The sequence below is a fragment of the Streptacidiphilus sp. MAP12-20 genome, from assembly GCF_041262525.1.
Lineage (GTDB): Bacteria > Actinomycetota > Actinomycetes > Streptomycetales > Streptomycetaceae > Streptacidiphilus.
Map to the genome: position 1 here is coordinate 301468 of NZ_JBGCCK010000004.1, position 26482 is coordinate 327949.

General features: G+C 70.9%; 25 protein-coding genes and 3 tRNA genes. 13 read left to right on the forward strand and 15 right to left on the reverse strand.

Annotated elements, in window-relative coordinates; genetic code table 11:
* Positions 1 to 198 precede the first annotated feature (198 nt).
* Together ABIA32_RS07525 and ABIA32_RS07530 are read left to right on the forward strand one after the other, a co-directional pair.
* The gene (locus ABIA32_RS07525) at positions 199 to 1443 is read left to right on the forward strand and encodes a pyridoxal phosphate-dependent aminotransferase (protein WP_370093068.1); all 1245 of its coding nucleotides are present in this window, start codon (positions 199 to 201) and stop codon (positions 1441 to 1443) included.
* Between the two features lie 206 nt (positions 1444 to 1649).
* Positions 1650 to 2717, forward strand: a complete 1068-nt coding sequence (locus tag ABIA32_RS07530) for an adenosine deaminase (protein ID WP_370093069.1) — start codon at positions 1650 to 1652, stop codon at positions 2715 to 2717.
* Positions 2718 to 2834: 117 nt separating this feature from the next.
* Here the strand turns inward: ABIA32_RS07530 and ABIA32_RS07535 are convergent, their stop codons facing one another.
* The 8 genes from ABIA32_RS07535 to ABIA32_RS07570 form a co-directional block, all read right to left on the reverse strand.
* On the reverse strand, positions 2835 to 3893 hold the full coding sequence (locus tag ABIA32_RS07535; protein WP_370093070.1) for a UDP-N-acetylmuramate dehydrogenase: 1059 nt from the start codon (positions 3891 to 3893) through the stop codon (positions 2835 to 2837).
* 192 nt (positions 3894 to 4085) lie between these two features.
* On the reverse strand, positions 4086 to 5543 hold the full coding sequence (locus ABIA32_RS07540; RefSeq protein ID WP_370093071.1) for a DHA2 family efflux MFS transporter permease subunit: 1458 nt from the start codon (positions 5541 to 5543) through the stop codon (positions 4086 to 4088).
* An 84-nt stretch (positions 5544 to 5627) separates the two neighbouring features.
* Positions 5628 to 6188 (reverse strand): TetR/AcrR family transcriptional regulator, encoded by a 561-nt coding sequence (locus ABIA32_RS07545; protein ID WP_370093072.1) that lies wholly within the window; start codon positions 6186 to 6188, stop codon positions 5628 to 5630.
* 56 nt (positions 6189 to 6244) lie between these two features.
* On the reverse strand, positions 6245 to 6673 hold the full coding sequence (locus ABIA32_RS07550) for a MaoC family dehydratase (protein WP_370093073.1): 429 nt from the start codon (positions 6671 to 6673) through the stop codon (positions 6245 to 6247).
* 7 nt (positions 6674 to 6680) lie between these two features.
* Complete coding sequence (locus ABIA32_RS07555; RefSeq protein WP_370093074.1) at positions 6681 to 7151, reverse strand: MaoC family dehydratase N-terminal domain-containing protein; 471 nt, start codon at positions 7149 to 7151, stop codon at positions 6681 to 6683.
* A 146-nt stretch (positions 7152 to 7297) separates the two neighbouring features.
* Positions 7298 to 7462 (reverse strand): 50S ribosomal protein L33, encoded by a 165-nt coding sequence (gene rpmG / locus ABIA32_RS07560; RefSeq protein WP_004571794.1) that lies wholly within the window; start codon positions 7460 to 7462, stop codon positions 7298 to 7300.
* Positions 7463 to 7546: 84 nt separating this feature from the next.
* Positions 7547 to 7622, reverse strand: a tRNA-Met gene (locus tag ABIA32_RS07565).
* Between the two features lie 46 nt (positions 7623 to 7668).
* A tRNA-Thr gene (locus ABIA32_RS07570) sits at positions 7669 to 7741 on the reverse strand.
* A 180-nt stretch (positions 7742 to 7921) separates the two neighbouring features.
* On the opposite strand from ABIA32_RS07570, the gene ABIA32_RS07575 reads away from it, so the two are divergent.
* Positions 7922 to 9106, forward strand: coding sequence for a hydrolase (locus ABIA32_RS07575; protein ID WP_370093075.1), 1185 nt, complete (start codon positions 7922 to 7924; stop codon positions 9104 to 9106).
* Positions 9107 to 9241: 135 nt separating this feature from the next.
* Here ABIA32_RS07575 and ABIA32_RS07580 read toward each other — a convergent pair whose 3' ends face one another.
* A complete protein-coding gene (locus ABIA32_RS07580) occupies positions 9242 to 9760 on the reverse strand; it encodes a GNAT family N-acetyltransferase (RefSeq protein ID WP_370093076.1) in 519 nt (172 codons plus the stop codon).
* Positions 9761 to 9941: 181 nt separating this feature from the next.
* On the opposite strand from ABIA32_RS07580, the gene ABIA32_RS07585 reads away from it, so the two are divergent.
* Positions 9942 to 10562 carry a PadR family transcriptional regulator gene (locus ABIA32_RS07585; RefSeq protein WP_370093077.1) on the forward strand — a complete coding sequence of 207 codons (621 nt, stop codon included), beginning with the start codon at positions 9942 to 9944 and terminating at the stop codon, positions 10560 to 10562.
* A gap of 122 nt (positions 10563 to 10684) precedes the next feature.
* Entirely contained in the window at positions 10685 to 11293 is a 609-nt protein-coding gene (locus ABIA32_RS07590) for a DNA-binding response regulator (protein ID WP_370093078.1), read from the forward strand.
* A gap of 17 nt (positions 11294 to 11310) precedes the next feature.
* Here the strand turns inward: ABIA32_RS07590 and ABIA32_RS07595 are convergent, their stop codons facing one another.
* From ABIA32_RS07595 to ABIA32_RS07610, 4 genes are all read right to left on the reverse strand, one after another.
* Complete coding sequence (locus ABIA32_RS07595) at positions 11311 to 12549, reverse strand: sensor histidine kinase (RefSeq protein ID WP_370093080.1); 1239 nt, start codon at positions 12547 to 12549, stop codon at positions 11311 to 11313.
* A gap of 144 nt (positions 12550 to 12693) precedes the next feature.
* A complete protein-coding gene (locus tag ABIA32_RS07600) occupies positions 12694 to 15192 on the reverse strand; it encodes a TOMM precursor leader peptide-binding protein (protein WP_370093081.1) in 2499 nt (832 codons plus the stop codon).
* Positions 15189 to 15458 (reverse strand): hypothetical protein, encoded by a 270-nt coding sequence (locus tag ABIA32_RS07605; RefSeq protein ID WP_370093083.1) that lies wholly within the window; start codon positions 15456 to 15458, stop codon positions 15189 to 15191. The genes ABIA32_RS07600 and ABIA32_RS07605 overlap by 4 nt, the downstream gene beginning before the upstream one ends.
* 133 nt (positions 15459 to 15591) lie before the next feature.
* Positions 15592 to 16488, reverse strand: coding sequence for a BTAD domain-containing putative transcriptional regulator (locus ABIA32_RS07610; RefSeq protein ID WP_370093084.1), 897 nt, complete (start codon positions 16486 to 16488; stop codon positions 15592 to 15594).
* Between the two features lie 286 nt (positions 16489 to 16774).
* Between ABIA32_RS07610 and ABIA32_RS07615 the strand changes: the two genes are divergently transcribed.
* Positions 16775 to 17926, forward strand: a complete 1152-nt coding sequence (locus ABIA32_RS07615) for an acyltransferase family protein (protein ID WP_370093085.1) — start codon at positions 16775 to 16777, stop codon at positions 17924 to 17926.
* A gap of 137 nt (positions 17927 to 18063) precedes the next feature.
* On the opposite strand, the gene ABIA32_RS07620 is transcribed toward ABIA32_RS07615, so the two are convergent.
* Positions 18064 to 18144 (reverse strand) — tRNA-Tyr (locus tag ABIA32_RS07620).
* Positions 18145 to 18318: 174 nt separating this feature from the next.
* Here ABIA32_RS07620 and ABIA32_RS07625 point away from each other — a divergent pair.
* The gene (locus ABIA32_RS07625) at positions 18319 to 18807 is read left to right on the forward strand and encodes a YajQ family cyclic di-GMP-binding protein (protein WP_370093086.1); all 489 of its coding nucleotides are present in this window, start codon (positions 18319 to 18321) and stop codon (positions 18805 to 18807) included.
* Between the two features lie 31 nt (positions 18808 to 18838).
* On the opposite strand, the gene ABIA32_RS07630 is transcribed toward ABIA32_RS07625, so the two are convergent.
* On the reverse strand, positions 18839 to 20146 hold the full coding sequence (locus ABIA32_RS07630) for a tyrosine-type recombinase/integrase (protein WP_370093087.1): 1308 nt from the start codon (positions 20144 to 20146) through the stop codon (positions 18839 to 18841).
* A 436-nt stretch (positions 20147 to 20582) separates the two neighbouring features.
* Here ABIA32_RS07630 and ABIA32_RS07635 point away from each other — a divergent pair, with 436 nt between their 5' ends.
* The 6 genes from ABIA32_RS07635 (at position 20583) to ABIA32_RS07660 (ending at position 26479) form a co-directional block, all read left to right on the forward strand.
* Positions 20583 to 20783: a helix-turn-helix transcriptional regulator gene (locus ABIA32_RS07635; protein ID WP_370093088.1), complete on the forward strand. Its 201-nt coding sequence runs from the start codon at positions 20583 to 20585 to the stop codon at positions 20781 to 20783.
* 419 nt (positions 20784 to 21202) lie between these two features.
* Entirely contained in the window at positions 21203 to 21430 is a 228-nt protein-coding gene (locus ABIA32_RS07640) for a helix-turn-helix transcriptional regulator (RefSeq protein WP_370093089.1), read from the forward strand.
* Between the two features lie 214 nt (positions 21431 to 21644).
* Complete coding sequence (locus ABIA32_RS07645) at positions 21645 to 22136, forward strand: DnaB-like helicase N-terminal domain-containing protein (RefSeq protein WP_370093090.1); 492 nt, start codon at positions 21645 to 21647, stop codon at positions 22134 to 22136.
* A gap of 169 nt (positions 22137 to 22305) precedes the next feature.
* The gene (locus ABIA32_RS07650; protein ID WP_370093091.1) at positions 22306 to 23841 is read left to right on the forward strand and encodes a DUF3631 domain-containing protein; all 1536 of its coding nucleotides are present in this window, start codon (positions 22306 to 22308) and stop codon (positions 23839 to 23841) included.
* A 278-nt stretch (positions 23842 to 24119) separates the two neighbouring features.
* Positions 24120 to 24791 carry a hypothetical protein gene (locus tag ABIA32_RS07655; protein WP_370093092.1) on the forward strand — a complete coding sequence of 224 codons (672 nt, stop codon included), beginning with the start codon at positions 24120 to 24122 and terminating at the stop codon, positions 24789 to 24791.
* A 14-nt stretch (positions 24792 to 24805) separates the two neighbouring features.
* Positions 24806 to 26479, forward strand: coding sequence for a mobilization protein (locus tag ABIA32_RS07660; RefSeq protein WP_370093093.1), 1674 nt, complete (start codon positions 24806 to 24808; stop codon positions 26477 to 26479).
* Positions 26480 to 26482 lie beyond the last annotated feature (3 nt).

A 26482-nucleotide genomic window follows, 5' to 3' on the forward strand; every position in this document is an offset into this window, starting at 1 on the left:
TGCGGACTCGGACCCAACCTACAACATACCGGCGTCCGCATCAGCGTCCGGGCGGCGTGCCGTCGGTGGGCTTCCAACGAGGGTTGAGTGTAGGGGGTAGCAGGCGTTCGCGTCGAATGAGTTCCGCAGCTCGGGCCCGTTCGGGTCGCATAGCGGAACGCCGCGTCCCCCGTTTCGGCCTTCTGCGAGCATGCAGCCATGAGCGCTGGATCCCCCACCCCTGACGCAAACATCCGTCCCTCCGACCGCCGGGTCTCGGCCCGCATCGGCGCCATCGCGGAGTCCGCGACGCTGGCCGTGGACGCCAAGGCGAAGGCCCTCAAGGCCGCCGGACGCCCGGTCATCGGCTTCGGCGCGGGCGAGCCGGACTTCCCGACGCCGCAGTACATCGTCGAGGCGGCCGTGGCCGCCTGCCGTGACCCGAAGAACCACCGCTACACCCCGGCCGGCGGCCTGCCCGAGCTCAAGGAGGCGATCGCGGCGAAGACGCTGCGCGACTCCGGCTGGGCGGTCGACGCCTCGCAGGTGCTGGTCACCAACGGCGGCAAGCAGGCGATCTACGAGGCCTTCGCAGCGATCCTCGACCCGGGCGACGAGGTCATCGTGCCCGCGCCCTACTGGACCACCTACCCCGAGTCGATCCAGCTCGCGGGCGGCGTGGCGGTGGAGGTCGCGGCGGACGAGACGACCGGTTACAAGGTCTCGGTGGAGCAGCTGGAGGCGGCCCGCACGGAGCGGACGAAGGTGCTGCTCTTCGTCTCCCCCTCGAACCCGACCGGCGCGGTCTACACCCGCGCCGAGGTCGAGGCGGTCGGCCGCTGGGCGGCCGAGCACGGTCTCTGGGTGCTGACGGACGAGATCTACGAGCACCTGGTCTACGGCGACGCGCAGTTCGTCTCACTGCCGGTGGCGGTGCCGCAGCTGGCCGACAAGTGCATCGTGGTCAACGGCGTGGCCAAGACCTACGCGATGACGGGTTGGCGGGTCGGCTGGGTGATCGGCCCCAAGGACGTCATCAAGGCGGCGACCAACCTCCAGTCGCACGCGACGTCCAACGTGAGCAACGTCGCCCAGCGGGCGGCCCTGGCGGCAGTGGCCGGGGACCTGTCCGCCGTGGACGAGATGAAGACCGCGTTCGACCGGCGGCGGCAGACGATCGTGCGGATGCTGAACGAGATCCCGGGCGTGCTCTGCCCGGAGCCCGAGGGCGCGTTCTACGCCTACCCGTCGGTCAAGGCCGTGCTCGGCAAGGAGCTGCGCGGGCAGCGTCCGGCCACCTCGGCGGAGCTGGCGACGCTGATCCTGGACGAGGCCGAGGTCGCGGTCGTCCCCGGCGAGGCCTTCGGCACCCCGGGCTACCTGCGCCTGTCGTACGCCCTGGGCGACGAGGACCTGATCGAGGGCGTCACCCGCCTCCAGAAGCTGCTCGCCGAGGCGCGGTAGCCCTGCGGGCAGCGGCCGGGCCTCGGGGCCGAGCCCGGCCCGGACCCGGCGTCGGCCCCGCACCGGGCTGTCGGGCGCCTGGGCTCCCCACCGTGGCGCGCGCCGGGCGCTGCCGCCGCACTTCCCGGAGGCCCTGCTGATCACTCGATCGGGGGGCCTCCGATTGTTGTTTCCCTTCCGGGCGGCTGATGCGCAAGGATCTGTGGATGGAACAGGTACTCGCCCCGTCCCGTCCCTCCGGCGCGTCCGCCGGGCCCGCCTCGCGTCGTGACGTGCGGTTGCTGCCCAAGGCGCATCTGCACCTGCACTTCACCGGTTCCATGCGTCCGGCCACACTGTTGGAGCTCGCGGACAAGCACGGCGTGCGGCTGCCGGAGGCGCTGAGCTCGGGCGAGCGGCCGCAGCTGCGGGCGACGGACGAGCGGGGCTGGTTCCGGTTCCAGCGGCTCTACGACGCGGCGCGCTCGGTGCTGCGGGACGAGGACGACATCCGGCGACTCGTCCACGAGGCCGCCGAGGACGAGCGGGCGGACGGCTCGGGCTGGCTGGAGATCCAGGTCGACCCGACCTCTTACGCACCGCGCCTGGGCGGGCTGATCCCGGCGCTGGAGCTGGTGCTCGACGCGGTCGACGAGGCGTCGCGTGCTTCCGGCGTGGGCATCCGCGTGCTGGTCGCGGCGAACCGGATGAAGCACCCGCTGGACGCCCGCACCCTCGCCAGGCTCGCGGTCCGCTTCGCCGACAAGGGCGTGGTCGGCTTCGGGCTCTCCAACGACGAACGGCGCGGCCTGGCACGGGACTTCGACCGCGCCTTCCGGATCGCCACCGAGGGCGGACTGCTGGCAGCGCCGCACGGGGGTGAGCTGGCCGGTCCGGAGAGCGTCCGTTCCTGCCTGGACGACCTGGGCGCACGCCGCATTGGCCACGGCGTCCGCGCGGCGGAGAGCCCGGCGCTGATGCGGCGACTGGCGGAGGAGCAGATCACCTGCGAGGTCTGCCCGGCCTCGAACGTGGCCCTGGGCGTCTACGAGCGGCCGGAGGACGTACCGCTGCGGCGCCTCTTCGAGGCAGGCGTGCCGATTGCGCTGGGCGCGGACGACCCCCTGCTGTTCGGCTCGCGCCTGGCCGCGCAGTACGCGCTGGCGCGCGAGCGGCACGGCTTCACGGACGAGGAGCTGGCCGAGCTGGCGCGCCAGAGCGTGCGCGCTTCCCACGCACCGGAGGATGTCCAGACCCGCCTGCTGTCCGGCGTGGATGCCTGGCTGAAAGGCTGAGTTGCAACTCCTTTAGGGGCGCGAGGAACTGCGCGACAAGCCACCCCAGGAGGTGGAGCACCGAACGAGCAGGGCCATCCGCGCAGGGTGGCTACTCGCGCCCGTAAGGAGTTGCAACTACAGCGACGTGCCGATCATGACGGGCTCATTGATCAGCGTGACGCCGAACGCCGCGTGGACGCCGGACTGGATCTCGCGCGCCAGCGCGAGGAGGTCCGCCGCCGTGGCTGCGCCCCGGTTGGTGAGAGCAAGGGTGTGCTTCGAGGAGAGGCGCGCCGGGCCGGAGCCGTAGCCCTTGGTGAAGCCGGCCTGGTCGATCAGCCAGGCCGCCGAGGTCTTCACGCGGCCCTCGCCTGCCGGGAAGGCCGGCGGCCGGGCCTCGGCGCCCAGCCGCCGTTGGACCCGGTCCAGGAACGCGGCGTGCTCGGCGTCGGTGAGGACCGGGTTGGTGAAGAAGGAGCCGGCCGACCAGGTGTCGTGGTCCTCAGGGTCCAGCACCATGCCCTTGCCGGAACGCAGCTTCAGCACCGTTTCGCGCGCCGCGCCCAGCTCCGCGCGCTCCCCCGGTTCGACGCCCAGGGCGCGCGCGGCCTCCGCGTAGCGGACCGGGGTGGACGCACCGGCCGCGTCCTCCAGCGCGAAGGTGACGCGCAGCACGACGTAGCGGTCCGGCGCCGCCTTGAAACGGCTGTGGCGGTAGCCGAAGCCGCAGTCCACGGCGGCGAGCGTGACGGTCTCGCGGGCCTCGCGGTCGTAGGCGACGACCTCGGTGACGGTGTCGGCCACCTCCTGGCCGTACGCGCCGACGTTCTGCACCGGCGTGGCGCCGGCCGAGCCGGGGATGCCGGCCAGGAACTCGATGCCGGCCAGGCCGTGGTCGAGCACGACCCGGTCGACCGCCTCGGACCAGACCTCGCCGGCGGCCAGGGTGAGCCGGGTGCCGTCGAGTGCGAAGCCCTTGGTCGCGATGCGCAGGACGGTTCCGGGGAAGCCCTCGTCCCCGATCACCAGGTTGCTGCCGCCGCCGACGACGAGCAGCGGCTCCCCCGCCTCGTCCGCGGCGCGGACGACGGCGACGATGTCCGCGTCGGTCGCGGCCGTCACGAGTCGGGCGGCGGGGCCGCCGATGCGGAGCGTGGTCAGCGGGGCCAGGGGCGCGTCATGGAGTTCCTGCACGGGGACAAGCGTACGGGCCCGCCGCACACCAGCCCCGCGCCGTCGCGGCGATGCGGGTGCTGATGCCGCTGCTGCCCCGGAACGACAGGGACCGCACGCACACAAACCAAGATCGCGAAATGCTTCACGTGAAGCATTTCGCGATCTTGGTTCGGTCGTTGACCCACTGTCCGGACCGGCCCGTTCCGAGGCTCAGGCCACCGGCTCGGTGAGCGCGGTCCCCGCCCCCTGGTCGCGCAGGGCGGCGTCGGAGGTCTGCGACGATTCCACGGACTGAAGCCGCGTCTTCGCGTACCGGGGGGCGATGAGGATGGCCGCCGTGGCCGCCGCGATCACGCTCGCACCGACCCAGAGCGCGGGAGTGAGGCCGTCCACGAAGCTCTGGCCGCTGCCGTAGCCGCCGTGCGCGGTGAAGACCGAGGTCAGCACAGCCACGCCGAGCGCGCCGCCGACCTCACGCAGCGCGTTGTTCGCACCGGAGGCGACGCCCTGCTCCTCCGGGCGCACCGAGCCCATCAGCATCGTGGCGACCGGGGCGAAGAAGAGCGCCATACCCGTGCCGGAGAGGACCAGCGCCGGGATCTGGCTGACGTAGCTCATGTGCGCGGCGACAATCACCGCGAACCAGCCGAGCCCGATCGCCTGCATGGCCAGTCCGGTCGCGATCACGATCCGACCGCCGATCCGACCGGCCAGGATGCCCGCCAGCGGGGCGACCAGCATCGGCATGCCCGTCCACGGCAGCATCCGGACACCGGCGCTCATCGGGCTGTAGCCCTGGACGTTCTGCAGGAACTGGCTGAGCAGGAAGATCGAGCCGAACATGCCCAGCGACATCAGCATCGACGCGAGGTTCACCGCCGTGAAGGCACGGCTGCGGAAGAGGCGGAGCGGCAACAGTGGGTGCGCGGTACGGGCCTCCCAGGCGACGAAGGCGATCAGTAGCGCCGCACCGACGACGAGACCGGTGAGGACCGTTGCACTGGTCCAGCCGTCCTCGTTGCCGCGGATCAGCGCGTAGACGATGCCGAAGAGACCCGCACTGGCCAGCGCCGTGCCGGTGACGTCCAGTCGGCTGTTGGGACCGAACGACTCACTCAGCCGCAGCCGGGCCAGCGGCAGCAGGGCCAGACCGATCGGCACGTTGAGCGCGAAGATCCACTGCCAGGAGAGGTGTTCGACCACCGTTCCGCCGATCAGCGGGCCGAGCGCGACAGCCATGCCGTTGACCGCACCCCAGGCGCCGAAGGCCAGGCCGCGCTTGGCGACCGGGACGGCTGCGGTGAGCAGGGTCAGGCTGACGGGTGCGAGCAGCGCCGCACCGACTCCCTGGGCGGCGCGGGCCGCGACCAGCGCGCCGATGCTCGGGGCGAGGGCGGCGGCCAGCGAGGAGAGGGTGAACAGGCCGAGACCGGCGATGAAGAGACGGCGGCGGCCGAAGCGGTCACCGAGCGCCGCGCCGAGCATCAGCAGCACGGCGAAGGTCAGCGTGTAAGCGTTGACCGTCCACTCGAGGTCGGTGATGCCGCCGCCGAGGTGGGCCCGGATGGACGGCAGGGCGGTCGTGACGACCAGGTTGTCCAGCGCGGCCATGAACCCCGCGGTGCTGGTGATGACGAAGGCCCAGATGGCCGGATTGCCTTTGCGCATGATTCCCCCAGGCGCGAATGAAGTGATCAATCAATAACTTTTGCGGCCAAAAGAACCCGGCTGATGCGGCGGTGAGCCGCAGGGTCAACAGCTGGGTTCCGGCCCGAATCCCTGCCACAGGCGGTGCCCCATCGGGAAGCCCATGGCGACCAGTGCGTTGATCAGCATGCCGTGCGCGAAGAACCGGCCGACCTCTTCCGGGGTCGCCCCCGACGCCACCGCGACCGAGTCCCACAGATCCGTCCACATCTCGCGGACGGCCTCGCCGACCTCGAGATCCCCCGCTGCCTCGGCAGCCGCAGTGGAGACGTACATCTGCATCTGCAGGAGGAGCCTGCTGCGGTCCTCGATCAGCTCGAAGTAGGCCACGCCCATCGCATCGAGCGCCTCCTGACCGTGCTTGCCCTCGGCGGCACGGAGGAAGGACTCCTTGATCTCCGCCGTGCAGCGTCGGACGGCGGCCTCGAAGAGTGCGCGCTTGTTCTCGAAGAGCCGGAAGAGATACGGCTGCGACACCCCGACCCGACGAGCGATCGCCTGGGTCGAGGTGCCGTTGTAGCCGGTCTCGGCGAACTCGATCATCGCGGCGCGGACGACGCTCTCGCGTCGCTCCTCCGCGCTCATTCGCATGCTCGTCTTCGCCATGGTTCAAAGTTAGTGGCTGATTACTAACTTCGTCAAGGGGAAATGTGAGCCTGCTCTCAGCCCAGCTGGACGACGGCCCGTGCCATGCCCAGCACCTTCTGGCCCGCACTGGAGGCGACCAGGTCGACGCGGACCCGGCGGTCGTCCAGCTTGGCCGCCACCTTTCCGGTGACCTCGATCACCGCGCCGGTGTCATCGTTCGCGACCACCACGGGCTTGGTGAAGCGGACGCCGTACTCGACGACGGCACCCGGGTCGACCGCCCAGTCGGTGACCACGCGGATCGCCTCGGCCATGGTGAACATGCCGTGGGCGATCACGTCCGGCAGGCCGACGGCCTTGGCGAAGGCCTCGTTCCAGTGGATCGGGTTGAAGTCACCGGAGGCGCCCGCGTACTGGACCAGGGTGGCCCGGGTCACCGGGAAGGACTGGGCCGGCAGCTCCGCGCCGACCTCGACCTCGTCGTAGTTGATGCTCGCGCTCATCGCTGCCTCACTCCCCCGCCGTGGTCGGCTCGGCCTCGGCGGCCCGCGCGACCAGCATCATGTGGGCGGTCACCACGTGCTCGCCGCTCTCCTCGTGCACCTCGCCGCGGACCGACAGGACGTCGTTGCCCGCCAGCGACTTGATCGACTCGATCACGCAGGTGACGCTCAGTCGGTCACCGGCACGGACCGGGCGGCTGTAGACGAAGCGCTGGTCGCCGTGGACGACCCGGCTGAAGTCCAGGCCGAGCTCCGGGTCCTCGACCACCTGGGCGGCAGCCCGGTAGGTGATCACGAACGGGAAGGTCGGCGGCGCGATGACGTCAGGATGCCCCAGCGCCTTGGCCGCCTCGGGGTCGGTGTACGCGGGGTTGGCGTCCCGGACCGCCTCGGCGAACTCGCGGATCTTCTCGCGGCCGACCTCGTAGGCCGCGGTGGGCGGATAGGACCGCCCGATGAAGGAGGGGTCCAGTGGCATGCGTGGCTCCTGACGTCCGTTCGTGCGACGGGTTCAATCCTGCTACGGCCTGCGGAAGACGTGACGAAGGCCGCCCCCGATATGGGGACGGCCTTCGCATTGTGCTCTCAGATCGAAACCCGACCCATGCGATGAAGCTGCAGGGGTCAGCGAGTCTCGCGGTGCGCGGTGTGTGCGTTGCAGCGGGGGCAGTGCTTCTTCATCTCAAGACGATCCGGGTCGTTACGCCGGTTCTTCTTGGTGATGTAGTTCCGCTCCTTGCACTCCACGCACGCCAGCGTGATCTTCGGACGGACATCAGTGGCGGCCACGGGAGTGCCTTCCTCGGACAGACAACGTTACAGACAGACAAGAGTAGCCGATCGGGCCAGTGACCCGGAAATCGGCTACGGGTGTGGTAGCGGTGACCGGACTTGAACCGGTGACACAGCGATTATGAGCCGCTTGCTCTACCAACTGAGCTACACCGCCACGACGATCGCGCGCCCTGCCGTGCGACAGAGAACCCTCTCATCCGAGCCCCCATGCGGAATCGAACCGCAGACCTTCTCCTTACCATGGAGACGCTCTACCGACTGAGCTATAGGGGCGAACGGGGAAGACATTACACGGTCCCCAGCCCAACCGTGAAATCCGTTTGGCGCCGGTCCGGTACGACTTTTGCGACCGGCCCCGCCGGTCCGCACGCGCCTCCCCAACCGCCCGTGCGCCGCGCCATAGGCTCACAGCCTGCGATCTTGGCGATCGCGTCGGGAAGGAGCGGCCGGGCCATGGGGACTGGGGCGGGGACCGGAACGGCCGGGTCGACGGCGTTGCTGCTGTCCGGGGCGCGGCTGGCGGACGGCCGGAGCGTGGACGTGCGGATCTCCGGCGAACGCATCGAGGCGGTCGGCACGGTCGGCAGCCTGAGTGCGCCCGAGCGCCTGGATCTGAGCGGCTATCTGCTGGTGCCGTCCCCGGTGGAGCCGCACGCGCACCTCGACGAAGCCTTCACGGCGGGCGGGCCGGGCGCTGCTCCGACGGCCGCGACCGGGGAGGAGCTGCGCCGCCGGATCACCGAGGCCGCGCTGACCAGCCTCGGGTACGGCGCGACGGCCGTCCGCAGCCAGATCCTGGTCGACGGCGAGGCTGGACTGCGCCGCCTGGAGGGCGCGCTGCAGGCGGCCCGCGACCTCCGTGGCCTGGTGGACCTTCAGGTCGCCGCGATGCCCGGACCGTTGACGGGCAGCGGCGGACACGAAGCGCGTGAGCTCCTCCGCGAGGCGCTGCGCGCCGGAGCGCACGCCCTCGGCGGGCGCCCCGCACAGGACCCGGACCCGGCCGGTCACCTCGGCACGCTGCTGGCGCTGGCGCGCGAGTACGGCCGCCCCCTCGACCTGCACGCGAACGCGGACCTGGCGGGGGAGCTGCCGGAGTCGGGCCCGGACGCGATGCTGTGCCTCGACGGCGGGGTGACTCCGCGACAGCTGGAGGCGCTGCTCAGAGCCGGGACCGGCGTCGTGGTGCTGCCCCAGAGCGGCCGCTGCGCGGGCAGGCCGACCCCGATCGGCGGCTACGACCCGGCGGCGGTGCAGGCGCTGGCCGCCGTCGGCGTCCCGCTGGCCGCGGGGAGCGGCGCGCTGCGTGACGCGTGCTGCCCGGTCGGCCGCGCGGACCCGCTGGAGGCGGCCTTCCTACTGGCCGCGACGGCGGGCCTGGCGGCGGACGCCGCGTACGACGCCGTCAGCGCCACGGCGCGCACCCTGCTCGGCCTCGCGGCGGTCCGCGTGGAGGCCGGCTACCCCGCCGAGCTGCTCGCGGTGCGCGGGGACACCCTCACCGCGGCGCTGGCCGGCGGCCACAGCCGGGTCGTCGTCCACGGCGGCCGGGTCGTCTCCCGCACCAGCGCGGTCCGCGAGTACGCGGAGACCACGGCCGCCGCCGTCCCCCGCCAGGTCCGCCCGGGGCCGACGTAGCGGCCAGTTGCAGCTCCTGAGGGGCGCGAGGAACTGCGCGACAAGCCACCCACGCAGCTGGCAGGCCGAACGAGCAGGGCCATCCGCACAGGGTGGTTACTCGCGCAGTTCCTCGCGCCCCTGAGGAGCTGCGACTCACTCGCCTGCCGAGAGCGGTCGCCAGTAATGGACCAGGAGTTCGCCCCAGTCGTCTATCTTCACGCGGCCCGTGCGGCGGAAGCCGAGCGCTCGGTAGAGGCGGTTGGCGCGGAGGTTGTCCGCGTGGGTCCAGAGCTGGGCCTCGGAGAACTCCTGGGTCCGGCCCTCCGCGAGGAGCTGCTCGATCAGGCGGCGGCCGACCCGCTGGCCCCAGCGGTCCGGGGCGACGCTGAGCAGGCTGAGGTGGAGCAGCCCCGCCTGTGGTGGGCCCGCGCCGTCCTCGGTGAGCCCCTGGACGCCGAGGATCGTGCCGACGATGCCGCTGCCCGGTCGGCCCTCCTCGCGGGCGAGCAGCAGCAGCGCGCCGGGCGCGGCCATCCGCGCGTGCGCCAGGCGGACGTGGTCGCGTGGGAGCGGTCGGCCGTTGCGCCGGATCAGGTGCGAGTGCTGCCAGACGCCGAGGGCCTCGTCGACCTCCTCGGCTGTGGCCGGGCCCACCGCCAACGTGCCGCCCATTGGGCCCTCCTAGAGCTTTGAGTCCCCGTGTCCCATTCGCCCGTGGCCAAGCTTTCTACCACGCACAGCGGCGGGCGTCAGTACGCGGGCGACAAAGGGCGCCTCCGCTCACGCGGAGGCTGCAACTAGTTCTCAATCAACTAGTGACGCTGAGATTAGCCGGAAGCGTACGATGACGGCCATGAGCACCCCACTGCGCAGTTCGCCCCTCTACCTGACCGTGCTGTCGCTGCTGCACTACCAGCCGCTGCACCCGTACGGGATCCAGCGCCTGATCAAGCAGTGGGGCAAGGACCAGGTCGTCAACGTCAGCCAGCGGGCGAGTCTCTACCGGGCCATCGACCGGCTGCTCGCGGCCGAACTCATCGCGGTGCGCGAGACCGAGCGCGACCAGCAGTACCCCGAGCGCACGGTCTACGAGGTCACCGACGCCGGCCGCACGGTCGCCAGGGAGTGGCTGGTGGAGATGCTGGCCATGCCGAAGCAGGAGTTCCCCGAGTTCCCCGCCGCCCTCTCGCTGCTGCTGATGCTCGACCCGGACGAGGCACTGGGGGTGTTCGAGCAGCGGACGGAGCGGGTGCGGACCGCGCTGCGCGAGCTCGACGCGATCATGGCCGTGGAGGCCGAGCACCGGCTGCCGCGGGTGACCATGCTGGAGACGGAGTACCAGCGGATGGTGACGGAGGCTCAACTTCGCTGGCTGGAATCCGTCGTGGCCGACCTCCGAGCCGGACGACTGTCCTGGAGCCCCGAGGAACTGCTCCCGTTCGCAGAGCCGGACGGCACCCCCGAAGACACCTGAGAGACCGAGCCCGTCAGGCCAACTACCTGCTGAGACAGGCATTTTGGCGCCGACTCCGACCATGCGAACACGGGTACTATGTTCGTACGCCGGGGCGGGGCTGGAGAACACGGGGGAGTTCGATGGTGCGCATCCTGCTGGCCGAGGACATGCACATGGTCCGGGGCGCCCTGGCCGCACTGCTCCGACTGGAGCCGGACTTCCAGATCGTGGCGGAGGTCGAGCGCGGCGACGCGGTCGTCGCCGCCGCACTCGAGTGCAAACCGGACGTCGCCATTCTCGACGTGGGACTGCCCGGCATCGACGGCCTGCACGCGGCGGCCCTGCTCCACGAGGCGCTGCCCGGCTGCCGGACGCTGATCCTCACCAGCATGGGCAAGGCCGGTACCCTGCACCGGGCCCTGGCCGCCCAGGTCTCCGGCTTCTTACTCAAGGACGCGCCGCCGGCCCTGCTCGCCGAGGCGGTCCGCCGGGTCGCCGCGGGCGAGCGGATGCTCGATGCGCAGCTGGCCCTGGTCGCCTTCGACAGCGTGGAGGGACCGCTGACCGAGCGCGAGACGGAGGTGCTCCGGCTGGCCGCGGGCGGCGCGGACGCGGGCGAGATCGCGTCCGCGCTCTACCTGTCCGTCGGCACGGTGCGCAACTACCTCACCGCGATCGTCACCAAGCTCGGCGCACGCAACCGCCTCGACGCGATCCGCATCGCGCGCGAGGACGGCTGGCTCATCTGAGCGCCGGCTCAGCCGATCTACCCGGACGGCGGGAGCGGGGCGGGCAGGAGCGGGACCGGCGGGAGCGGGGCGACGGCCCGCAGGAAGAACCAGCGGTCGTCCTCCACCTCCCACGCCAGCCGGCCGCCCACCTCGGCCAGCCGCACCGTCAGGTTCTGCAGCCCGCTGCCGCTGCCCTGGCCGGGCGGGGCGACCACGCCGTCGTTGGCGATGGTGAGCCTGATCAGGCCGTCCTCCAGGCAGGTCGCGATCAGGCACTGCTCGGCCTTGCTGTGCCGGAGCAGGTTGGTGACCGCCTCGCGGAGCACCGTGGCGAGGATGGTGTCCAGCTCCCCCTTCGGTGGGCGCACCCCCAGATCGACCTGGGCGCGGATCCCTGCAGCCCTGAGCACCGATCCCGCCGCTTCGACCTCCTCGGCCAGCGACATCTGCCGGTACCCGCGGGAGACCGCCCGCACATCGGTGAGCGCCTGTCGGGAGACGAGCAGGATGTCGTCCAGCTCGTTCAACGCGTCCAACGGACTGCCCTCGACCAGTCGTTTGGTCAGCTCGCTCTTGAGCACGATGGCGGACAGGCTGTAGCCGAGCAGGTCGTGCAGGTCCCTGGCGAAGCGAAGCCGTTCCCTGACCACGGCCACCCTGGCCAACTCCTCCTGGCTGGCCTGCACCTGGACGACCAGCAGCGAGAGCCGGGTGAGACCCCAGAGGGTCAGACTGGCCAGCGTGGTGGAGACGACGATGTAGACGTCCGAAAGGTACGACCAGCCCTCCAGCGGTCCGCTGACGCCGGCCGCGGCGACGACCAGGCCGAAGAGCGTCCAGCCCCAGCGCGGGCGTAACAGCAGCAGGCCGCTGGCGCCGAGGAACCCGGCCATGCCGCCCCAGAAGATCCCGAACACGAGCGGCGGCGTGTAGGTCAGCACCCCCTGCAGCACCAGGCTCCAGGGCATCAGCCTGCCTCTGAGGTGCTCCAACCGGCGGTCCGAGTGCAGTAATTGGATCAGGGCGATGAGCAGGAAGCTGCCGCCGCCGATCAGAATCCGCCGCCAGCCCACGCCGCCGGCCACGAGGGTGGTGATGCCCATCACCGCGTACCCGGCGACCATCAGGGCCACCAGGCTGTCGGCGACCACCGGGGAGGGTGCGCCACGGCCGAGGTTGCCGAGCGCAGCCGCGCCCACGTCCGCATCGGGCTCCCCGCCCCCGGGAACGGACTGCTGCGCCTGACTGATGAGCCGGTCTATGGAACTGGTCACCAGGCCCCTTTCGCGCACCACCTGCGATCAAGAGCCACCAGCGTACGCGCCGAGTGTTGCCCGAAGGTGACTTGCGCGCGTACGACGAGACGGTCTCCAGCGCCGCTCAAGGCCGGAGGTCACGGCTGCGGGCCGGTCGCGCTCTCAGATGAACACCGGTATCGGGTTGAGGTCCTGATACTCCGTCGGCTGCTCCAGTCGACGGAGGGCGACCGGCACGTCGAAGAGCCGGCCGGGGGCGAAGCGGGCCCAGAAGTGGCGCAGCCCGGGGACGATCACCTTCACCACCGGCAGGCCGAGGTCCGGGCGGGTCTGGTCGAGCACCAGGGTCTCCAGACCCAGCGCGGCGAGCCGGGAGACGATCAGCTCCACGTCGTCGAGGAGATCGTCGTGGCGGAGCGCGTCGAAGTCCTGCGGCCGGGCCGGTCGCGCCGTGGGGTCGGGCAGCAGCCAGCGCTGGCTGCGTACCGTCTCCCGCGACCACCAGTGCAGCAGTTCGGGGTCGTCCAGCCGGTAGCCGCCGCCGTCGGCGGTGACCTCGGAGACGGCGGGCAGCAACTGGTTCATCTCGGTGAGCGCGCGGCTGAGCGCCACGGCCGGGTCGAGGTGTGCGCCGAAGCCCAGCATGATGTCCTGCGCGGGCTTGTCGAAGCGCCGGGAGAGCGCGGCGAAGACGGGGACGCCGAGGTCCGAGGTCAGATCCAGCACCCATACCCGACGATTCATCAGGCCGTAGCTCTTCAGCAGCTGTTCGGTCCACGGATCGGCGAAGGCGCCCAGGTCGACCGCCCGCTGGCGGGTCCTGTTGTACCACCACAGCGCCACGGCGTCCCGCTCCACCAGCTCCAGCAGTCCCTGCAGCACGGCGTCCTCCAGGCTGCTGCCGGCCGCGTTGCCGTTGGAGCAGGCGAAGAGGGACTCCCGGCCGGCCACCGGAGGGACGTGCTCGTGCACCGGCTTGAAGTAGAGCAGCCCGGTCGGCAGCAGCCGCTGCCGACTGTCGGTCAGCGACCAGACCGGCGTCCAGTCGACCGGGGTCTCCGCCTCGAACGGCTCAGGGACCCGGTGGTAGGCCGAACTGTGCCGGTTCCAGTCGGCGCGGGCACGGTACTGCCGCTCGTCGAAGAGCAGGCAGCCGCGTGGGTCGACGGCGGCGTCGCCGAGACCGCGAAGGGTGTCCCGGACGCGGGGCTCGTCGCCGTGCAGGGTGGCCGAGTAGCGCTCCACCGCTTCGCAGAGCGCTCCGACCTCGGCGTCCAGGCGGGTGGCTCCCTTGCCACCGCTGTTCTGGCGCAGCCCGGAGCGGAGCTGCCGCAGATTCCCGCCGCCGAGGGCCAGGTTGTGCCCGGAGGAGTAGCTGTGCAGGCCGGCCGGGCTGCCCGGCACCGGCCGGATGTCGGCGACGACCCCGGTGACCGGGCTCACCAGATGCCCGAACCGCTGCTGGACCTCCTCCGGCGAGCAGGCCCGATGCCCGCCCGAGGCCCGTGAGACCTTGGCCCGGGAGCGCAGCTCGACCCGGCGGCCCGCCTGCGCGGCCATCAGCCCGGTGTCCCCGCAACTCGGGCACTGCGGCCGGCGGCGCACCTCGTGGTGGCGGGTGACCAAGGTCAGCGTGTCCAGTTCCAGCACGGCGTCCTGCCCCGGATGGCGGTAGCCGGCCAGCCACTTGACCGCCTCGTGCACCAGCAGTTGGGCGCCGGCGCCGCTACTGGTCGGCAGGTACGCGGGCGGGCGCAGCACCGGACCGTCCAGGCCGAGCGCCCGCCGCACGGGCGCTTCGGCGGCACGGTGCGCTGAGATCCGGTGGGCGAGACAGTTCCAGCACGGGCCGGCGACGGGCACGTCGGGTCCATCGGGCGCGCCGGACTTGCCCGGCCCGTCCGTCGCGCCGCGGCCGTCAGGCGCGTCCGGCCAGTCCGGCCCGTCCGCCCCGGAGCGGCCGTAGCGCCCATCCGGCTCGTCGCGTCCGCCAGGTCGGAAGACCGGGCCGATCCAGACCGCCGAACCGGTCAGCCGGGCTGGCAGCCAGGGCCGGCCCGCGGCGCGGTGCTCGGCGTCCAACGCCGCGAGCTCCGGGCGCAGGTAGTCGTCCGTGACGACGATGGTCAGGCGCGGCGCTGCGGCCTCGACGGCCTCAGCGGCCCCAGAGGCCGCCGCAGCCTCAGCGGCTGCGAGCGTCACGACGTCGAGGCCGCCCGCCCGGCAGGCGGCGAGTACCGCGTCCGTCGGCGCCCGGCCGATCCGGCGCAACCCCACCCGCGCGCCGGCCAGCTGATCGGCGGTCTGCTGCCCGTCCAGACCGGCCAGGTCCCAGTACGCCTCGGCGGGCTCCACGGCCGGCCGGTTGCGGTAGCCGATCAGGCTCGCCTTGGCGAGGCGACCGATCGCCCGGCCCGCCTCCTCGGCCGGCAGGTGCGCGGTCGCGTCGCGGAGCACCGTGGGCAGGTCCCTGGTCCCGTCGAGCAGCGGGACCAGCGCCTCGACGGCTGCGCCCTGGAGCGCGGTGATCCCTCCCTCAGACAGCAGGTAGACAGCGTCCCCGGCCACCGGCTCTGCCCGCAGATGACTGCGGAAGCCCAGCAGCCGGGGCTTCTGGGCTTCCGCGGCGGTGGCCCGCCTCTCGCGCGAGAGGTCGGTCACAGCAGGACGGGGTCCCTGGTCGAGTCGGGACGCCTGGTGCTGGTGTCCTCCGGGTCCACGCCGCACACGGCGCAGGGCGGAAAGCAGGCCCGGGCTGCCTGGAGCGGCGCGCCCTCCAGCGCTTCGATCAGCAGGTAGTCGGCCGAGGGCGACGACGCGGACAGGGATGAGAGCGCGGCCAGTGCGTCCTCGGGGAAATCCGGTTCCAGGCAGGTCCGTGCGATGAGCTCCGCGAGCTGCAGCTCGCTCTGGGGCCCTTGGTTCATACGAGCCTCCTCCGGGGAAGGGAGAGTCGGCCGCATCCCCGTGACCACGGGGCGCGATGTACTGGCGGCTCGATTTTCGAACGAAAGGCGTTGACGAAGGAAGTGAATCTGTCATGACCTCATCGTGATTTGCTCATGATCCCCGCAGCTGCCGGGGCCTGGCGTCCGCGCCGCGCCCGCCGTCGAGCACCGGGAATCGGGGCGGCGGCACGACCGCGCTCGGAGTCCAGAACCCCACCCGCGCCCGCAGCTCGTTGACGGGATCGAGCGACGGGTCCGAGGCCAGCACCGCATGCCGCAGCCGCTGCACGGGGCCGGACGGCTCCAGCCCCAGCTCGTCGAGGAGCGAGGCGCAGAGCCGGCGGTAGACCTCCAGGGCGCGGGCCGACATGCCGCAACGGTGGAGCGCCAGCATGAACTGCGCGTGCAGGTTCTCGTGCAACGGGTACTGCGCGGTCAGCCCGGCGAGCTCACCCAGGATCTCGTGATGCCGGTTGAGCTGAAGGTCCGCGTCCAGGCGCCGCTCCAGTGCGGCGCGACGGGTCTCCTCGAGGCGGGCCGCCTCGACCTCCAGGCGGCTGCCCCGCGGCAGGTCGATCAGGGCCGGACCGCGCCAGAGCCCGAGTGCCTGACGCAGCAGACGCGAGGCGCCCTCCGCGTCACCGGCGTCGAAGGCGGCGTACCCCTGAACGGTGAACTCGTCGAAGCGACAGGCGTCGACGTCCTGCGGCTCGGCCAGCAGCAGGTAGCCCGCGCTCCGGGTGACCAGCACGTCCTTGGCCTGCCGACCGGATCCGGCCAACGCGACGGAGAGCGAGCGGCGCAACTGGAGGATGTAGGTCTGGAGTGTGGTGGTGGCGCTGCGTGGCGGTCGCGATCCCCAGAGCTCCTCCATCATGGCGACCACCGGCACCATCTGACGCATGTTCAGCGCCAGCAGCGCGAGCAGCTGCCGCGGCTTGCCGGCCGAGGGCACGATGGAGTGCTCGCCCTCGGCCGCTTCCAACGGTCCCAGCACCTTGATGTCCATGCCACACCGTCCCCATCCACGGCACCTGCCTCGACTCCCCCGCCCAGGGAAGCCCGTTTCGGGAGAAGCCGACAACAAGGCTCCCACCGGGGTGAGGGGCGGGAACAGTGAGAAGTTCACGACCTGGAAGGGTTTTCGTCAGCGCGGAGGCGCTCGCGTCCGCGTCGCACGGGAAGGACGGCGGGCCTGGGCGGCCGGTTCCCGTCGACCTTTGAGTACCCTGTGCTCTGGCCGCCGGCCCAGGGAAGGCACGTGCGCGTTCCTCACAAGCTACCCGGAGACTCGCATGCGCAGGCTCACCCATGCCGAATTCCTGGCCCTTCGAAGGTTCGACGCCCTCGACGGGCTGCGTGCCGTCGCCGCGGTGATCGTCGTCTTCTTCCACTGCGGCGGGGCACAGAGCCGATTCCTCTCCGGCTGGATCGGCGTGCACATCTTTTTCGTCGTGTCCGGGTTCCTGATCACCACGCTGATGCTGCGCGAGCACGACCGGAACGGTCGGATCTCGCTGCGGAACTTCTACCTCCGCCGGATCTTCCGGATCATGCCGCTGTACTACCTGGTCCTGGCGTTGAGTGTGCTCGCGGCCTACGGCCAGGGCGGTCACTGGACCGCGATGAAGGAGCACCTGCCGCACTTCCTGCTCTTCATGAACGAGTACCACATCCCGCCGGGGGTGCCCTACCTGCACACGTGGACCATAGGCATCGAGTGGAAGTTCTACCTGGTCTGGCCGCTGTTGCTGGTGGCAGCCAGCAGGGTCTCCGCCCGCCTGCGCATCCCGCTGGCCGTCGCCGCCGTCGCACTGGTCCTGATCCCCTACGGTCAGACCTGGGTGGGGATGGGAGTGCACTATGCGGTCCTCCTCATCGGCGCCCTACTCGCCCTGGTTCTCCACACCGCACGCGGATTCGCCCTGCTCAGCCCGCTGACCCATCCGGCGGTCGGAGTGGCCGTGGCCGTGGGCTTCCTGGTCCTGCACGCGAACATTCCCAGCCTGGTCGCCTACTTCCACGGTGAGCAGCCCACCGTCCTTCTCTACGGCCTCGGCGTCGCACTGCTGCTCCCGAGCCTGCTGGGGCCCGGCCCCGGCCGCTGGCTGCTCTCACGGCGCCCCCTGGTCCTGGTCGGCGAGCGCTCCTACGGCCTCTACCTGGTCCAGGCCTTGGCCGCGACCGTCGTCCCCGTCCTCGCACCGTCCATCCCACGCGGCACCCCGCTCTTCGCCGGCGCGGCGGCGCTGGTCTCCCTGGCCATCGCCGACCTGCTGTACGCGCGGGTGGAGACCCCGATGATCGGCGTGGGGCGACAGCTGATCAAGAAGCTCGACCGAGCCCGCGCAGTCCCGACCGACGGCGCCGACCGCCACGGCAGCCTGCCGACCCCGGGCGAACCGCGGGGCGACGAGGCTGTGGCGAACGTCCTTTCATCCAGGTAACAGCGAACGGCGGGAGCGGGTCTGGGCGCGCGTCCACTGCGCGTCCAGGCCCAGCTGGTCCGGCACTGGACGAGCACTGAAAGAACGAGAGCCCCTGGCCGGCGTTTCCGCTGACCAGGGGCTCTTTCGTTTCCACGTGGCGGGTGCAGGGTTCGAACCTGCGTAGCTTGCGCGACAGATTTACAGTCTGCTCCCTTTGGCCGCTCGGGCAACCCGCCAGGGATGGTGTCTCGCGGTCTCCCGCTCGACGTCGTAAACCATACCCGATGGTGGGGGGTGCTTCGCCACTTGGTTGATCAGTGTGGGGGCGGGCAGCAGGCCGAGTGGGTGGCTAGGCTGGTTCGGCCGCCGTTCGCGGGCGGGAACCGAATCACCAAGGAGACTCAAGGATCATGGCCGACTCCAGTTTCGACATCGTTTCGAAGGTCGAGCGGCAGGAGGTCGACAACGCGCTCAACCAGACCGGTCGCGAGATCGCCACGCGCTTCGACTTCAAGAACGTCGGTGCCTCCATCGAGTGGTCCGGCGACAAGATCGAGATGCGGGCCAACGGCGAGGAGCGGGTCAAGGCCATCCTCGACGTGTTCCAGGGCAAGCTGGTCAAGCGTGGGATCTCGCTCAAGTCGCTGGACGCGGGTGAGCCGCAGCTGTCGGGCAAGGAGTACAAGATCTTCGCGACGATCGAGGAAGGCATCTCCCAGGAGAACGCCAAGAAGGTCGCGAAGATCATCCGCGACGAGGGCCCCAAGGGCGTGAAGGCTCAGGTCCAGGGCGAAGAGCTCCGGGTCACCTCCAAGAGCCGCGATGACCTGCAGGCCATCCAGGCGCTGCTGAAGGGCAAGGATCTGGACTTCGCGATCCAGTTCGTGAACTACCGCTAGAACACTGCTCTGACCTGCACAAATGTAGGCTCTAGGCAGCTACAGGGCACAACGAGGGCACTCCGGTGAGGACCGACTCCACCGCCGCCCTCGTTGTGTCCTCGTCGTTCGGCCAGAGGTGCGTATAGATGTCGAGGGTGATCGACGGCTTGGAGTGACCGAGCCGCACCTGCACGGTCTTCACGCTCTCGCGGTGCTTGATCAGCACCGAGGCGTAGAAGTGGCGAAGGTCGTGCATCCCGGACCCGGCCGGCACCTGCTCCAAGACCGGCTCGCTGCCCTCCGGCCGACCACGCCGCTCCCACCTCTTGACCGCACCTTCGTATGCCTCGCGAAGCGCCTTGTCAGCGACCTTCTCGACGTTGGCCCACACGGATGCCCAGGACGCTCGTCGTATGGCCTCGCTGCGCTCGTTGGTGAAGACGAGTAGCGCCTTGCGGCGCTTCGGCTTCCGGGGGTTCGTGCGGTCCTCGACGTCGACCCGCCGGGCCGGGTGCTGCTTCAGGTGGGCCGCCAACGCGTCCATGGCAGTCTTGGCCACTGGGACCGTCCGGTAGCTCTCGTGCGTCTTCGGCTCCGCCAGGTACGGCTCGCCGACATCCGGGCTGATGAGCTGCTGACGCACCCGCACAGTCCCTGCCCTGAAGTCGAGGTCGCCCACCTCCATGCCGAAGAGCTCGCCCTGCCGCAGACCTGAGGCCGCGGCGAGAAGCAGCATGGCCCGGTACCAGCCAGGCGGCGCGTTCACTATTGCCGCCACCACGTTGACGGTGAGAGGCACGATCTCCCTCCGTCGAACGGCCGGGAGCTTTACTCCACGGCAGGGATTGAATCCGACCTGACGGTCCAGCTCGGCGAGCCGGAATGTGGCGGTGATGTAGCTCCAGGTCACTTTCAGGGTCGACGGCGCCAGATGACCAGCGCGGTCCTTCACCCACGCCTGGAGGTCCGACGTCCGGATGGACGCGATCGGGTAGTCCCCGAGTATCGGCAGGATGTGGAGGCGGAGGGCCCGCTCGACGCGCTCAACCGTCGAGGCGTCGTGGACGGCCACCTCACGCCAGCGCTCGGCAACCTCCCGGAACGTCTCCTTGCCGACCGCCGGGTCAACGAACTTGCCCGTCGTGATGTGGTGCGACAGCTCGGCCGCACGGCGGTCGGCATCGACCTTCCGCCCGAAGGGCTCCTTCCTCGGCGTGCCGACGGGGTCGCGGTAGCGCACCTGCCACCGCATACCGATGCCGTGCTCGGCAGACGCAACCTTGCCCTTGTGCTCGGGACACTCCGCCTCGCCCTTCTTAGGGCGGGACTTGTGCCATCGGTCGTAAACGCTGGCCAAGGGGTCTCTCCTTCGATTGCTGGATGAGGCAGTTGGGCTCTCGGCTGCCGTGTAGAGGGTGGCCTACGTGCTGTTGATCTAAGTCGAGACGCAGCGGCGCGTCAATCAGTTCTCCTACAAATGGTGAAGACTTTTAAGCACCACCAGGATTGCCGTGTCGGATTGAGTCGGGGAATGCCGTGTGGTGTCGCACAATACGTGCGCCTGCGCGCATTACGTGCTGCCTGACCTGTGGTGATGACCGCACATGATGCGCGCGATAGGGCGATGTGGCAAACAAATCTCAGCAACCCGGAAATTCTTGCCTTTTCGCCAGTGTGCTGCTTAGGGTCTTCGCCAGGTGGTCGCCGGCATGGTTTATCGGCGGCGCCTGCTGTTGTCCCATGCGTCGTTTGGAGAGTTCGTGGTTCGTCCTGCCCCCCATTCCCGCGGAGGTTTGCGTGGGGAGTCCGACCGGCGTCCGCTGTTGAGCGCGGAGGAGCTGGCGGAGTTCCTGCAGGTGCCGATCAGTACGGTCTACGTGTGGAACCACCGCCGTCAGGGGCCGCGCGCGCACAAGGTCGGCCGTCACCTGCGCTACCGCTGGGCGGAGGTGGAGGCATGGCTGGAAGACCAGGCCGTAGTCAGGGCCGCGTGATCGTGGCGGTCGTGGGGTTCAGGGTGGGCCGGGCGCTACCAACGGCGGCCTGAGATCCCGTCGGTAGGGGGTGGGCTGGCCGGCCCTGCCCCCGCCGAGGCGGGCACATCGCACCCTACGACCGCTCCCCGGCCGTGCCAAATCAGCAGCGATGCAAGGCCCGTGGGACACACCGAAAGGTAACGATTCGGCGCGTGTCAGATCGTCCCAGTCAAGGCGATCAGTGCTCACTAGTGTCGGATTTTCCCACGCTTACTTCCGATCAACTCGGGCATCCGGGATCTTCGGGACTCTGGTCAGCGGTTTTCGCTGTTTGGCGCGGCCGGGATCTTCGGGCATCGTGTGCGTCCCACCGGTGATCACCGCCAAGCGGCGGTCGCCGGATTGGGCTCTGCTGTCGATCCATGAAGGGGGAACCGATGCGCCGAACCACCGGCCGCACCAACCGAGATACCGCCGCTGACCGGCGTCCGCTGTTGAGCGCGGAGGAGCTGGCGGAGTTCCTGCAGGTGCCGATCAGCACGGTCTACGTGTGGAACCACCGCCGTCAGGGGCCGCCCGCGCACAAGGTCGGGCGTCACCTGCGCTACCGCTGGGCGGAGGTGGAGGCATGGCTGGAAGACCAGGCAGTCGACCGCGCGGCCTGACCGCGACACCGGACATGGAGAAGGCCATCGGTGCTACCAACACCGACGGCCCGAGAACTCTCCAGCAAGCGACAACTCACTGATCACCCAGGCGGGATGGCTGGCCGGCCATGCCCCGCTCGGTAGAGATGAGGTTCACGTGCACCCTACGGCCCCACCGCTCGAACGCCAAGCCCATGCCGGGACGTGGTCGTGGTCGCGGCCTCCACAGGCTGTGGATGCCGAACGCGCCGTGCTCGCCGCGTGCCTGCACAGCACCGAGGCCCTCGACACCACCAGCGGGCTACTCGGGGAGGAGGACTTCGCTACACCGGCTCACGGGCTGGTGTGGACCGCGATGTGCGCACTCCACCAGGCCGGTGAGCCGGTCGACCCGGTAACGGTGACCCACCGGCTGCGCCGGGACCGGGTGCTGCACCAGGCGGGCGGTCCGGGATACGTGTCCGGACTGGCAAGCGCGGTCCACTCGGTCGCGGCGGTGGACCACTACGCGGTGATCGTGGCCGAGCAGGCGTGGTCCGCGCGCCTGCACACGCTCGGCAAGTGGCTGATCCAGGCCACCGTCCACGGCCACGACCCTGCCCAGGTCCACGCCCAGGCCCTCAACCGGCTCGGCGCCCTGGCCACCGGAAGGACGTTGTCCGGGGAATGTCCCCGCGCCCAGGTCGCGGCGGTCCGTCCGCTGCACCGCCGACCGGCCTCCTGACCACCGGGGCTCCCTGCGGTCCATTTCTCCACCTGGCGGTCCGTCCTGCCCTGAACCCGGCGCTACCAACGCCGTAGGGCGGACCGCCCCTCTCTCGCAAGCGACATCTCACTGGTGTGCGCGGTGGCCGCCGCAGCACGCCCTGATCACCGGAAGGCGGTTCTCCGTCTTGAACCCTGACGACCTGTTGAAGCAGGCCGACCAGCCCCGTCCCGTCGTCGACGGGCAGCTCGACCTCATTCCCGCCGGGACCTCCGGCCCCTCGGCCGAATCCCCGGACGCGGTTCCGGCGGCCCCGACTGCCGGTCCGGATCCGGTTCCGGACGGGGCCGTGCTGCTGGACGAGCTACGGGTGGTGCTGGCCCGGTATGTGGTGCTGCCCGACGAGCACGCCCTGAACGCGGTCACGCTGTGGATCGCGGCCTCGCACCTGCAGCAGTCCTTCCAGCACGCCCCGCGCCTGGCGATCACCGGGCCGCAAAAGCGGTGCGGCAAGTCGCGGCTGCTGGACGTGGTCGAGGCGACCTGCCACCGCCCGATCATGACCGTTAACGCCTCGGTGGCGGCAATCTACCGCTCCATCGGCGACAACCCGCCCACCCTGCTGGTCGACGAGGCTGACACCATCTTCGGCCCCAAGGCCGCGGGTGACGCCGAGGCGCTACGCGGCATCCTCAATGGCGGCCACCAGCGCAAGCGCGACACCTTGCGGATCAACGGCAAGAGCATGGAGCTGGAGACCCACAAGACGTTCTCCATGGCCGCCCTCGCCGGGATCGGGGACCTGCCCGACACCGTGATGGACCGCTCGGTCGTGGTCCGCATGCGCCGCCGCTCCGCCGCCGAGTCGGTCGAGTCGTTCCGGACCCGCGACTCCGACGCCCTCCAGCCGCTGCGCGAACGCCTCGCCGCCTGGGCGCAGTCGATCGCCGACCGGGCGGGCGACATGGATCCGGCGATGCCGGTGGAGGACCGTGCGGCCGACACCTGGGAGCCGCTGGTCATCGTCGCCGACCTCGCCGACGGCACTTGGCCCGACCTGGCCCGTCAGGCGTGCCGGGTCATCACCGCCCGCGAGTCGGACCGGCCGGGGCTGGAGGACTACCCGATGCAGCTCCTGATCGACGTCCACGGCGCGTTCGCGAGCGTGGGCCACCCGGAGCTGATGCCGACCAAGCAGCTGATCGTGCTGCTGTGCTCGGACGAGGAGAGCCCGTGGCCCACTTATGGGCCCCGCAGCGGCGGGCTGACGCCGCGCTACCTGCAGATGCTGCTGCGGGACTTCGACATCAGCTCGAAGAACTACCGCTTCGAGGGCCGGGGGCAGGCCAAGGGCTTCGCCCGCACCCAGTTCCTCGACGCCTGGGCCCGCTACTGCCCCAGCGTCCTCAAGGGTGCCGAAAGCGCCACGGCACGCTCAGCTTCTGAACAGCCGCTGGCGCTGGCCGAGCCCGACAGGGCGGGGCACGAGCCGCGCACCGGCCCGGAGGCGGCCGATAGGCCGCTGCCCGAACCGGCCCCGCAGGCTTCCGCGGTGAGCGGGGAGCGGGAGGTGTCGGCTGAGATGGCCGCCACCCGGGACCGCCTGGCCGCCGCAACCCATCGCAGCCAGGCGATCGGCACCATCGGCCGCACGCCGGGCGCGAGTCCTGCGCCCACGTACCGGCCGCCGACCACGGACGGCGGACCGCGACGAGGCCGGTAACCCCGCCCACCCCTCCTTGCGCGTGTACTCGTCGCACTCGTCGCACCGCAGGTCAGGGGCGTTACGAGAGCGGTTACCGGGACGAGTGCAGTCGTCCCGGCAACAGGCCGATTGTCGCCTGCCGTGCGCTCTCCCGATGGCCGTCGGGCGGATCTGGGACGGCTGCACTCGTCCCAGATGCGGCACTCGTAACCCGTCTGACCTGCGGTGCGACGAGTGCAACGAGTGTTGCCGCCCCCACCCCGAGACCCCCTCCATCCAACGTCTGGAGCACATCCATGGCCACCAGCCAGCAGCCCGACCGCACTCCCCTGACCGCTACCGGTGACCGCGCCAACCAGGCTGACCGGGGTGACCAGGCCACGGACCTCGGTGACCGGGGCGCTGACCTCGGTGACGGGGCGGTGACCGGCGCCGGTCACGGTGACGGTTGGACGGATGACCGGGAGACCCCGAACGGGGGAGCAAGTAGCGGGGTAAGGAGTCCTTACCCCGGCGCCGCCCCGGTCGGGGCTGCGGGCTCGGCCGGGGTGGCCGAGCAAGTGACCGGCCCGGGGGTGCCGTTCCTGGAGCGCGCGCGCCGCCGCAAGCGCGAGAAGCAGCAGCGCGAGAACCGTACGCATCCGCGGTTCAGCGACGCCGAATGGGCCGCAGTCACCGCCGCCGCCAAGGCGAACGACTGCAAGGCGGGCACGTTCACCGCGCTCGCCACCCTGCTCGCGGCCAGCCACGACGACCCCCGCGCCGCCGTCGCCGACTTCCGCGCCGGCATCCAGCGCCTGGACGAGGCCACGACCGCGCTGGACCAGGTCGGCAGCCTCCTCAACCAGTGGACGCGCTACCTCCACCAGGGCGGCACGTTCACCGACGCGCACGCGCGGCTGCTGGAGCGGATCGACAAGGCCGTCGACCGCGTCGAGACCACCGCCGTCCGCCTCGTCCGGGACTAAAGGAGCCAGCGCGCGTGATCGTCAAACCCATCCGCACCCGCAGCTACGCCTACAAGGCGGTGGCCTACCTGTTCGGGCCCGGCCGCACCAACGAGCACACCGACCCGCACCTGGTCGCCGCCTGGATCGACCGAGCCCCCGACCCCGGCCGCCACCCCGACCGGGACACGATCGGCAAGCTCGCCGCCCGCCTCGACATCCCCATCAAGGCCCTGCGCCCCGACCAGCGACCGGAGGTGAAGTACCTGCACATCCCCATCCGCACCGCACCCGGCGACCGGCACCTCGCCGACGCCGAATGGGCCACCGTCGCCCGCCGCGTCCTCACCGCCGGCGGCCTCCTCATCGACGGCGACACCCAAGGCCCCCGCTGGATCGCGGTCCGGCACGCCGACGACCACATTCACCTCCTCGTCGGCCTGGTCCGCCAGGACGGCCGCGCACCCGAGCAGCCGAAGTACTGGATCAACAAGATGCGCCGCGAGGTCGACCGCATCGAGGAAGACCTCCACCTCAACCTGGTCCGGCGCGGCGACGGCACCGCAGCCAAGCGCCCCGGACACAAGGAGCACTTCAAAGCCACTCGCACCAACCAGGCCCCAGAGAGCGTCCGGCTGCGCAGCGCAGTCCGCGAAGCCCTCGCAGCCTCCGCCTCGGTGGACGAGCTGGTCACCCACCTCGCCGGACACGGCGTGTTCGCCAACGTGGCCCGCAAGCCCTCCGGCGACATCCGCGGCATCACCTTCGCCCACCAACCCGATAACGGCGGCGAGCCGGTGTGGTTCTCCGGCAGCCGCCTCGCCCCCGATCTCTCCCTCCCGAAGATCCTCACCCGCCTCGCCGCAGCCGAGCACTTCACCACCGGCTACCAGCCTGCCGACCCGTGGCGACACGCCGCCCGCCACCTCGACCGCTACCCGCGCGCCCTCAACCACGGCACCGACCAGGAGGCCGCCGACCACATCCACGCCCTGGGCGCCCTCCTCGACGCCACCACCCAGACCGCACCCGAGCCCGCCCGTGCCGAACTGCGAGCCGCAGCCAGCACGTTCGAACGCGCCACCCGATCCCGGAAGGAGGCCGACTACCAGGCCGGGCGCGCCCTGCGCGAGCTCGCCTACCAGATCACCCACACCCACGGCACCGGCGACGCGGTCACCTGGCTGCTCTGCGTCATGATCGATGCAGTCATCGTCACCGCCCGCTGGCACCAGGCCCACCGCAACCAGCAGCAGGAATCCGCCGCCCGCCAAGCCCTCACCCACCTCCGTGCCGCCTACCAGCGGACCGCTGCCCAGCCGCTCGCTCGCCTGACCCACCAGGCCCCCGACCGGCGCATCACCACCCGCTGGGAGACCTGGATCCACGCCCAGGCACCCGATCTGGCCGAGCGGATCACCACCGACCCCCACTGGCCCGCCCTGCTCGTGACCCTGGGCCGAGCCGACGCCAGCGGCAGCGGCCCGGTCGCCCTGAGCGACGACGACAGGAAGGACCTGAGCCAGACCGACAACCCCGCCGCCCTGCTCCTGTGGCGGCTCCAGGACCAGCAGGCCGACCGCATCACCACCCGGACCCGAAGCGCGCTCGCTCGCAGCACCCAGGCGACCGCTCGACCCGCCACCGCATCCGCAGCGGTCGCACCGACGACGCCGGGCGCGTCGCCGGACCGCGCCCGCCGCCGCTGAACC

What these genes read in the sequence shown, in the direction of transcription:
- ABIA32_RS07525 (WP_370093068.1), top strand. Translation starts at nt 199, where the DNA reads ATGAGCGCTGGATCCCCCACCCCTGACGCAAACATCCGTCCCTCCGAC.
- ABIA32_RS07530 (WP_370093069.1), top strand. Translation starts at nt 1,650, where the DNA reads ATGGAACAGGTACTCGCCCCGTCCCGTCCCTCCGGCGCGTCCGCCGGG.
- ABIA32_RS07540 (WP_370093071.1), bottom strand. Translation starts at nt 5,543, where the DNA reads ATGCGCAAAGGCAATCCGGCCATCTGGGCCTTCGTCATCACCAGCACC.
- ABIA32_RS07545 (WP_370093072.1), bottom strand. Translation starts at nt 6,188, where the DNA reads ATGGCGAAGACGAGCATGCGAATGAGCGCGGAGGAGCGACGCGAGAGC.
- ABIA32_RS07550 (WP_370093073.1), bottom strand. Translation starts at nt 6,673, where the DNA reads ATGAGCGCGAGCATCAACTACGACGAGGTCGAGGTCGGCGCGGAGCTG.
- ABIA32_RS07555 (WP_370093074.1), bottom strand. Translation starts at nt 7,151, where the DNA reads ATGCCACTGGACCCCTCCTTCATCGGGCGGTCCTATCCGCCCACCGCG.
- ABIA32_RS07575 (WP_370093075.1), top strand. Translation starts at nt 7,922, where the DNA reads ATGGGGACTGGGGCGGGGACCGGAACGGCCGGGTCGACGGCGTTGCTG.
- ABIA32_RS07580 (WP_370093076.1), bottom strand. Translation starts at nt 9,760, where the DNA reads ATGGGCGGCACGTTGGCGGTGGGCCCGGCCACAGCCGAGGAGGTCGAC.
- ABIA32_RS07585 (WP_370093077.1), top strand. Translation starts at nt 9,942, where the DNA reads ATGAGCACCCCACTGCGCAGTTCGCCCCTCTACCTGACCGTGCTGTCG.
- ABIA32_RS07590 (WP_370093078.1), top strand. Translation starts at nt 10,685, where the DNA reads ATGGTGCGCATCCTGCTGGCCGAGGACATGCACATGGTCCGGGGCGCC.
- ABIA32_RS07605 (WP_370093083.1), bottom strand. Translation starts at nt 15,458, where the DNA reads ATGAACCAAGGGCCCCAGAGCGAGCTGCAGCTCGCGGAGCTCATCGCA.
- ABIA32_RS07610 (WP_370093084.1), bottom strand. Translation starts at nt 16,488, where the DNA reads ATGGACATCAAGGTGCTGGGACCGTTGGAAGCGGCCGAGGGCGAGCAC.
- ABIA32_RS07615 (WP_370093085.1), top strand. Translation starts at nt 16,775, where the DNA reads ATGCGCAGGCTCACCCATGCCGAATTCCTGGCCCTTCGAAGGTTCGAC.
- ABIA32_RS07625 (WP_370093086.1), top strand. Translation starts at nt 18,319, where the DNA reads ATGGCCGACTCCAGTTTCGACATCGTTTCGAAGGTCGAGCGGCAGGAG.
- ABIA32_RS07640 (WP_370093089.1), top strand. Translation starts at nt 21,203, where the DNA reads ATGCGCCGAACCACCGGCCGCACCAACCGAGATACCGCCGCTGACCGG.
- ABIA32_RS07655 (WP_370093092.1), top strand. Translation starts at nt 24,120, where the DNA reads ATGGCCACCAGCCAGCAGCCCGACCGCACTCCCCTGACCGCTACCGGT.